Origin of the sequence: Marivirga sp., assembly GCF_024636815.1 — a bacterium.
GTDB lineage: Bacteria > Bacteroidota > Bacteroidia > Cytophagales > Cyclobacteriaceae > Marivirga.
In genome coordinates this window covers 1-8,254 of sequence record NZ_JAGXGF010000237.1, presented here as the reverse complement: position 1 = coordinate 8,254, position 8,254 = coordinate 1, and the positions used below count along the sequence as shown (strand labels likewise).

6 protein-coding genes are annotated in these 8,254 nt (G+C 37.2%); 2 read left to right on the top strand and 4 right to left on the bottom strand.

Annotated features, from left to right (window positions below):
• Positions 1–350: 350 nt before the first annotated feature.
• Complete coding sequence (locus Q0L29_RS17075) at positions 351–1,073, bottom strand: PRC-barrel domain-containing protein (protein ID WP_296623635.1); 723 nt, start codon at positions 1,071–1,073, stop codon at positions 351–353.
• A 214-nt stretch (positions 1,074–1,287) separates the two neighbouring features.
• A complete protein-coding gene (locus Q0L29_RS17070; protein WP_296623633.1) occupies positions 1,288–2,670 on the bottom strand; it encodes an NAD-dependent succinate-semialdehyde dehydrogenase in 1,383 nt (460 codons plus the stop codon).
• A 341-nt stretch (positions 2,671–3,011) separates the two neighbouring features.
• On the opposite strand from Q0L29_RS17070, the gene Q0L29_RS17065 reads away from it, so the two are divergent.
• A complete protein-coding gene (locus Q0L29_RS17065; RefSeq protein ID WP_296623632.1) occupies positions 3,012–4,013 on the top strand; it encodes an NAD(P)/FAD-dependent oxidoreductase in 1,002 nt (333 codons plus the stop codon).
• 63 nt (positions 4,014–4,076) lie between these two features.
• Positions 4,077–4,403: a 2Fe-2S iron-sulfur cluster-binding protein gene (locus Q0L29_RS17060; RefSeq protein ID WP_296623630.1), complete on the top strand. Its 327-nt coding sequence runs from the start codon at positions 4,077–4,079 to the stop codon at positions 4,401–4,403.
• Between the two features lie 168 nt (positions 4,404–4,571).
• Here the strand turns inward: Q0L29_RS17060 and Q0L29_RS17055 are convergent, their stop codons facing one another.
• Entirely contained in the window at positions 4,572–6,662 is a 2,091-nt protein-coding gene (locus tag Q0L29_RS17055) for a tetratricopeptide repeat-containing sensor histidine kinase (RefSeq protein ID WP_296623628.1), read from the bottom strand.
• Positions 6,663–7,448: 786 nt separating this feature from the next.
• Positions 7,449–8,254: transketolase C-terminal domain-containing protein (locus Q0L29_RS17050; protein ID WP_296623626.1), on the bottom strand; the 806-nt coding region annotated here is incomplete at its 5' end.

The following is an 8,254-nucleotide window of genomic DNA, read 5'->3' as shown; positions in this document are numbered from 1 at the left end:
GGTCACTACCATGTTGGGAATCATATTTATGAAGCTATCAAGCCAACTTTCTAATTTTTGGATGACCGTTTCTACAGGTGCCTCTATTTCCGTTTTTATGTCCTCTTGCATTGTTCTATTTTAAATTCACTTTTATTGTGTGGGCGGTTTTGATAATTTATGACCAAGTCAATCATTATATTGCTTTTAGTTTCAATAATACCACCCATCTTATTCTTTATTTTTTCTGTCAAACAGCTTACTAAATCACTGCCGAGAGTTGACAAAATCTTCCAGTGACTCTTTAGGCATTACCTCTTTTATTCGTGACTTCTTACCGATGTGCGGATCACGAGTGTTTTTCACAGTGTTCATGTCACGGGACTTTTATAATGATCATTTAATGCCAATGTATAGGCTTCAGTCAACTCTTGATCAGGGTCATATTCAGGGCTCTGCTTCACATGTTCTACGGTGGTATTAAGAATCACCGAAGCTGTTTTCCAATCTATTTTTTTTATCAAATCCGGTGATAGAAGCACCTTTTTTCCAGGTAACCAATGGCCTGTATCAACTAGTATAAAAATAATTTTCCAATTAAGGTCGTCCATCAGGAAACCTTGCACATCACCTATTTTGCCATTGCTGGCGGTGATGCTGTAACCTGATACTTTATACGTGCTGCGTAATTGCCTATTCTCGTCTCCAACACTTTGTTCCAGTATTTCCTGTTTTAAATCAGTAGTTGGCCCCTTTCCATAGTATCCAGTCCCCCAATAGGCCTCCCATGCGTAGTAAGAATTCAATTTAATTTCCTCCTGACGAGAAACGGGTTCGTTTGTATTGATATCCGGACTGTTCTTTATTTGATCTCTATTTAGGTCAACAAGAAATGTTTTGTTCGCCCAATCAACGGATAGCAAGGCTTCTGTTGAAATGAGGACCGCCCGGCCTGAAAGCCATGTAACTCTGTCCACAACCATGTATCGTATGGTCCATGTATGCTCATCGAAATAGAACTCTTTTACTTTTCCGATTGCGCCATCGGTTGCACTCAAGGTGAAACCAATTAAACTTTTAATGCTTCGTTTCATGTGTGTTAGTTTATCTCCAATGGTCACCCCGATTGGTCGGGGCAAGCTATGGAATTCGCGATAAACTTATTCATCCCTCTGTTGGTATTTTTGGGACTCTAAGTTTATGCTCATTTCATGTGTATCAAGTTTTTTTAATGGTCTTATGCCTGTTTTTCTGACAAGGCAGGAAATAACTTAAACTGTAGTAGTACCTGCAACTAAGGCTTACACCCTAAAATGGATCATTGATTCCGCTTACGCGAATGAGTTTTTTATTGACAAACTCCTGAATTCCCGACTCCGATAGTTCGCGGCCAAAACCTGAACGTTTTGTTCCACCAAAAGGAAAATCGGCTTGTGTCTGGCTAGGATGATTGATGAATATCATGCCGGTATCAATCTGATCCGCCACTCTTTTGCCACGTTCTATGTCTCGAGTAAATACAGAGCCTCCCAAACCAAAATCAGAATCATTGGCCAGATCAATGGCGGCCTGTTCGTCTTTTACCACATAGAAGGAAGCCACCGGGCCAAATAATTCTTCGTGATAAGCGGTGATACCCCGCTTCAGATTGGTGAGTATAGTAGGTTCCATAAAAGCTCCATCACGATCTGCACGTTTACCTCCCAGTAGTACTGTTGCACCTTCATCAACAGAACGTTTTACTTGATCGGCTAAATGCTCGGCTGCAGCTTCACTGCTCAAGGGGCCTAATTCTGTTGCGGGATCCATCGGATCACCTACTTTGATTTTTGATAATGCATCCATGAACTTTTTAATAAACTCATGGGCTATTGCTTCTACCGCAATAAACCGCTTGGAGGCAACACAACTTTGACCACTGTTATTCATCCTTCCAAGAACTGCCCATTCTACCGTTTTATCCATATCGGCATCTTCCAGTATAATGAACACATCGCTGCCGCCCAGCTCTAATACCACCTTCTTCAAGTGCTTTCCTGCTTCCATAGCAACACTTGCACCGGCTCCCTCGCTTCCCGTAAAGGAAACGCCCTTTATCCTTTTATCAGAAACCAATGCTGATGCACGTTTGCCGGAGATGAATAGATTGGTATATATTCCTTCAGGAGCCTCTGCTTCTTCGAAGATTTCTTCAATGGCAGCTGCACATTGTGGAACGATGGAGGCATGCTTAAGTAAAATAGTATTGCCTACCATGATGTTAGGAGCTGCAAAGCGAACTACTTGATAGAAAGGAAAATTCCAGGGCATTACGCCTAATAATACGCCAATGGGGCTGTTTCGAACGATGGCTGTTCCATATTCCGGGTTAAGTACTTTATCAGCAAGAAATGTCTCTCCATGATTGGCATAATAATCCAGAATATCGGCACTCAAGTCGATTTCTGCTTCAGATTGAGCAATGACTTTACCCATTTCTAAGGTGATGATTTTTGCAAGTGCTGATTTTTTGACGCGCATCAGTATAGCTACCTTATGCAGCAGATCGGCTCGCTCTTGGTAGCTGGTTTCTTTCCACTCGGTAAATGCAGCTTGTGCTTTGGCTACTTTGGCATCAACGGTCTTTTCCGTCATTTCTTCGAATGACTTTACGGTTTTATTGGTGTTTGGATTGATTGTTTGGATGGACATCTTGTAAAAAATTTAAATGTATTTTACTAAAGGACGTTCCTTTACTGATTTATAGGCTTTCCCAAGAACATGCTTCGATTTCATATTTCTAATTGGTTAAGGCAGAATTTACTAAGTGACTTTAAGGTCAATTGACTCAAGGTAAGGACATTGTCAATTGAGGGTGTTACAGAATTAGTACTAATAGTTACATTATTCGCACATTCCTCTTTTATAGAAGGTCAATAACCCCGTTTTCATACATCAAACAGATATTTTTCAATATCGTTAGTAAAACAACTATTTTTATACGAACTTTGTCAACGAATCGAAGTTATACCTATAATAACTTACAAAAAACAATGATACAAACTGACATTTGCATTATCGGAGCAGGCCCTGTAGGTCAATTTGCAGTATTTGAAGCTGGATTATTGAAGTTGCGTTGCCATTTGGTGGATGCACTTCCTCAAGTTGGTGGACAACTTTCTGAGATTTATCCTCAAAAGCCAATTTATGATATTCCAGGTTTCCCGACCATAAAAGCTCAGGAATTAGTGGATAATTTGACGGAACAGATAAAGCCTTTCAACCCGACTTACACTTTAGGTGAAAGATTGGATAAGGTAGAAAAAACCGCTACAGGATTTGAATTAAGAACCTCCGATGGTACAGAAATAGATTGTAAAGTGGTTGTGATCGCTGGTGGCTTAGGTTGCTTTGAGCCTCGTAAACCACCTTTGAAAGAAATTGCTGAATTTGAAGGAAAGGGCGTTTCTTATATGGTAAAGGATCCAGAGCTATTTAGAGATAAAAATGTAATCTTAGCCGGTGGGGGAGACTCTGCATTAGATTGGACCATTGAACTTTCTAAAATAGCTAAGAAAATCACGTTGATTCACAGAAATGAAACCTTCCGTGGAGCACCTGATTCTGCTGATAAGGTATTTGACTTAGCGAAAGAAGGAAAAATCAATCTGCTGCTGAAAAGTAACTTGGCTTCTCTTTCTGGAAATGGGAAATTAAATTCAGTGAAAGTTACGGGTGCCGATAAATCCGAAATGGAGCTGGAAGCTGATTATTTAATTCCATTATTCGGTTTAAGTCCGAAATTAGGACCAATTGCAGATTGGGGGTTGAGCATTCACAAAAACCAAATTGAAGTAAATACCACAGATTATTCTACAAATGTGCCAGGTATTTATGCCATTGGTGATATCAATACTTATCCAGGAAAATTGAAATTGATTTTATGTGGATTTCATGAGGCGGCTTTGATGGCACAGTCAGCTTTCAAGCATATTTATCCTGAGAAGCATTTAAGTTTTAAATATACTACCGTAAACGGTATTGAATCTTTCTAGAATTAAAATTAAAATAAGACCTGTCAGGTTTTATAAACCTGACAGGTATCCTTTGTAAGAAGTATGAGTGATATTAAAATTAAAGTACAAGATTATTCTGGAGATGTTCAAGAATTAGAAGCTCCAACCGATATGGGCTTAAGCCTGATGGAGTTTTTAAAAGCGAATGAATATCCAATTTTAGCTACTTGTGGTGGAATGGCATTATGTGCCACTTGTCATGTAAAAGTAGAAGAGGGAATGGATTCGCTTAATGACCCAGGTGATGAGGAAATGGATCAGCTAGATTTATTGCCCAATGCAGAATTTAATAGTCGCTTAGCTTGCCAATTAAGACTTCATCCTGATATGGATGGTATGATGGTTAGCCTTGCGGCAGATGAAGAATAGATTAGATTTCTTTAAGATAATAAGAAGCACTTGCAGTAATATGAGTGCTTTTCTGTTTTAATAGCATTGTGGGAGATTAAGGGGGCTTCACATCCGGTTTGACCTGCGGTACTGACCTAAGTGCTATCATCCTCCATATAGACTTCTAGCTTCCCACTTTAAACTCTGTCAATACCCCAACAAATCCACTTTCTTTTTCTGAAACTTCAGTCTATTCTGTACTGTGGCTTTTTTCCAATTTATAAAACCTACAAAAAAGCTCGCACCTTTACCAAGCTCACTTTCACACCAAATTTTACCATTCATACTATTAACAAACTTTTTTACTATGGATAAACCTAAACCTGTGGATGATTCATTAGCTGTAGGAGTATTACTTAATTTTTGATACTTTCTGAATAACTTCTTCTTATCGTTATCGCTTAAACCTGGCCCTTCATCTTTTACTTCACAAAGTGCTTTATTTTTATGAGTAATTACGTTGATATAGATGTTTTTACCATTTGGTGAAAATTTAATAGCATTTGAAAGTAGATTTTCAAGTACTTGAATGAGATAACTTTCATCTGCCTTTATCATTACGTTTTCATTAATGGAGGGATGTAATTGAATTTGCTTTCGCATTGCTTCCGCATCAAACCTATTTATTGTGCTTTGTGCTATATCAGAAAGGTTAACCTTCTCTCGTTTTACGTTAAGTTTTTTAGATTCAATTGCTTCTACGTCTAATATTTTTTCAATCATATTACTGAGGCGAATTGTACTTTCATTTATCATTTCAAGAAATTCTGCTGCTCTATTCTCAGAGGGTAGTGGAGGCAAATTAATCAACCTTATTAAGGCTCTGATATTGTTAAGTGGACTCTTAAGATCATGAGAAACTATACTGATTAAGTCATTTTTTTCGATATTTAAAGTACTTAACTCCTCGTTTTTTCGAATTATTTCATCCCTCTGTTTACTGATTCTAAAATTTTTAATTTTCAGAGCCTTACCTAGTTTTTTCTGTGTTTTGTAAAACCAAAAAACTACTATGGTGATTAAAAAGATGAAAATTGCCAGTGCAATAAAAAAGTTGAGCTGAAATGATTTCTTCGCTAGTTGTAGATCTTTGGTTGCTAATTCTCTTGCTGTTTCTTCTTCTTTTATTTCAAGTTGAATGCCTTCAATACTTCTTGCTGCATTTTCATCAAATTGTTTTTCCCTTAATTCTATATAGCGTGATTGGTAAATTAAGGCGCTATCCAAAAGGTCTTGTTGTGTAAAAAGCTCTTTATATAGTATGAAATTATCTAAAAGTTGGTCTTTAATACCTGCGTCTTTAGCTATATTTTGACTAATATTAAGGTAATACATGGCTGAATCTAGCTTTTCGCTGCTTTCAGACATCTTACTTAAGTAGTAATAAATTTCGGATATACCCTTCAACTCTTTTATTTCGACACGCAGACTTAAGGACTTTTTGAATTCTTTAAAAGCTTTATCTATATTCCCTAAGTGATAATAAGTTTGGCCTAATCCACTATATGCTGTGGCTTCCCAGTTTTTATTGGAAACTGTCTCAGCTATTTCTGTTGATTTCTTGAAAAACTTTTCTGCTTCTTGGTATTTACCTTGCTCCAAATATAAGAATCCTAGATTGTTGGAAGTATATAGAATTGTGTGCTTGTTTTTTGTACTTTTCCCAACTTCCATTGCTTGGTTAAAGTATTCGCTAGCTTTACTAAAATTCTTTAATTTTAGATACACCTGACCAACATTATTTAGTGTGTATCCTAATCCATATTGTTCCTTAGTTCTGCTATACATATTTAAGGCTCTGAGGAGATTTTCCGTTGCTTGTGAATAGCTACCTAGGTTATAATAATTATAGCCTAAATTATTTAGACTAGTTGTTATAAGTAGGGAATCTTTAATTTGTAAAGCCAAATTGAGTGCTTTGTGGGTGTTAATTAGGCTTAATTCATATTCACCCTGATAAGTATTAACACCGCCCATAAGTCTTAAAGAAATAGATTGAAGTCGAATATCTTCCAATTCTGTAGAAATGTTTATGGCTTGATTCGCGTATTGTTTTGCACTGTCAGGATATTCAAACCATAATTCTAAAATTAGAGAATGAAGCACTTCAACTTTATCTTTGGTTTCTAAATGTAGCAATAATGATTGCAGGCTGTCTGTTTTAGAGTTCTGAGAGAAACCTATACTATGACAACATAAAAAAGCAATCGTATATAAAAGTTTTAGTCTTCTCATCATTATTGAAATATTATAGTTCCCCGTAACATATGCAAAGGATAAACACTAGTTATTCATTTACTCTTTTTTCAGTTATATAAAAATAGTCAATTTAATAGAAGGATTTCTTCTAGTTTAGATTTAAGAAGATATTATATAATTATAATAAGTCATCAAAATGTAAGAATAGAAGGCGTTTAGCCATATTTTCCCTAATAGAGATTTAAAAAAGACTGATGTGAACGCTATAATTATTATTAAAAGTGCGTAGGAATGAAAATAGATATGATAAAGATAAAAAAGAAAGTTTTTAACCTCCTTTCTTACTTTTGCTTAAGATTTTGTTTAATAATTTAAAAGATTAGCAGTCTCTAGCTCTTCTAGCACGCTTTGCGAAGCAAAATGCGTGCAGTTTGCCCCATACTCTTCACTATTAAGTAGCTAGATTATTAATGCAAGAATCAAGAATTTCTATTTCCAATTATTCTTCTCATTGGTACTTCCGGACTTGCGGTTATGATCATCCATCACCCATTAAATTAGAAACCCATGACTATTTCAGTGCGTCCCCGATGGGTCGGGGCAAGCTATTGCGATCCTGCCTGTTGTCAGACAGGTCCCTTTAGGGTGAAGCAATCTACAATTAGCTAAAGTACTCTTACGATTGCTTCGTGCCTCGCAATGACGGTTCGTACTTGCTGTGTGAATATAGGTACGACCTCCTTTACAATCTTCCTTCACCTTCAAACTTTGTTCCGTGCGTTTCCCCCCTTTTGGGGAATATAAAAGAGGCTTGGGGTTAGGGGGTTAATACCCCAACAAATCCCCAATCTCTTGCTCCACTTTCTCAGCATTTGGCAACATAGCTTTTTCCCATTCTACATTTAATCCGATAGCTGGTAAATTCAAGGCTCCGTAAGATTTAACAGGAGCATCCAAGTATTCAAAGCAATGCTGATTTAATCTGCCTGCTAAGGATTCAGCAAAGGAATTCATTAATGGTTCCTCAGTTAGAACCAATGCTTTTCCGTGCTTTTCTACACTGCTTTTTACAGTCGCCCAGTCTAAGGGATTTAAGGTTCTTAGATCAACAATCTCCACTTGCCCTTTATATTTTTTGGAAGCAGCTTTAGCCCAATAAATACCCATTCCATAGGTGATGATCGTCATGCTTTCACCATTATCGATTTTTTCCTGATTGGCTTCTTGCTCTATTCTGGCTTTTCCTAAAGGAATAATGTATTCATCATCAGGCTCATGATTTTTTGCTCCATCAGTTCCTGGTACTTTAGACCAATATAAACCTTTATGCTCCAGCATTATCACAGGGTTCGGGTCATGAAAAGCCGCTTTCATTAATCCTTTCATATCGGCAGCGTTAGAAGGGTAAACCACCTTGATGCCTCTTATGGTTAATAATGTGGATTCTATAGAACCTGAGTGATAAGGTCCACCGCCTCCATAAGCGCCAATTGGAACTCTAATCAAGGATTGGATTGGGAATTTCCCATTAGATAAATAGCAGGATTTTGACAATTCTTCCACCAGCTGATTCATTCCTGGCCAGATATAATCGGCAAATTGAATCTCTACAATAGGTTTGGCGCCTACTG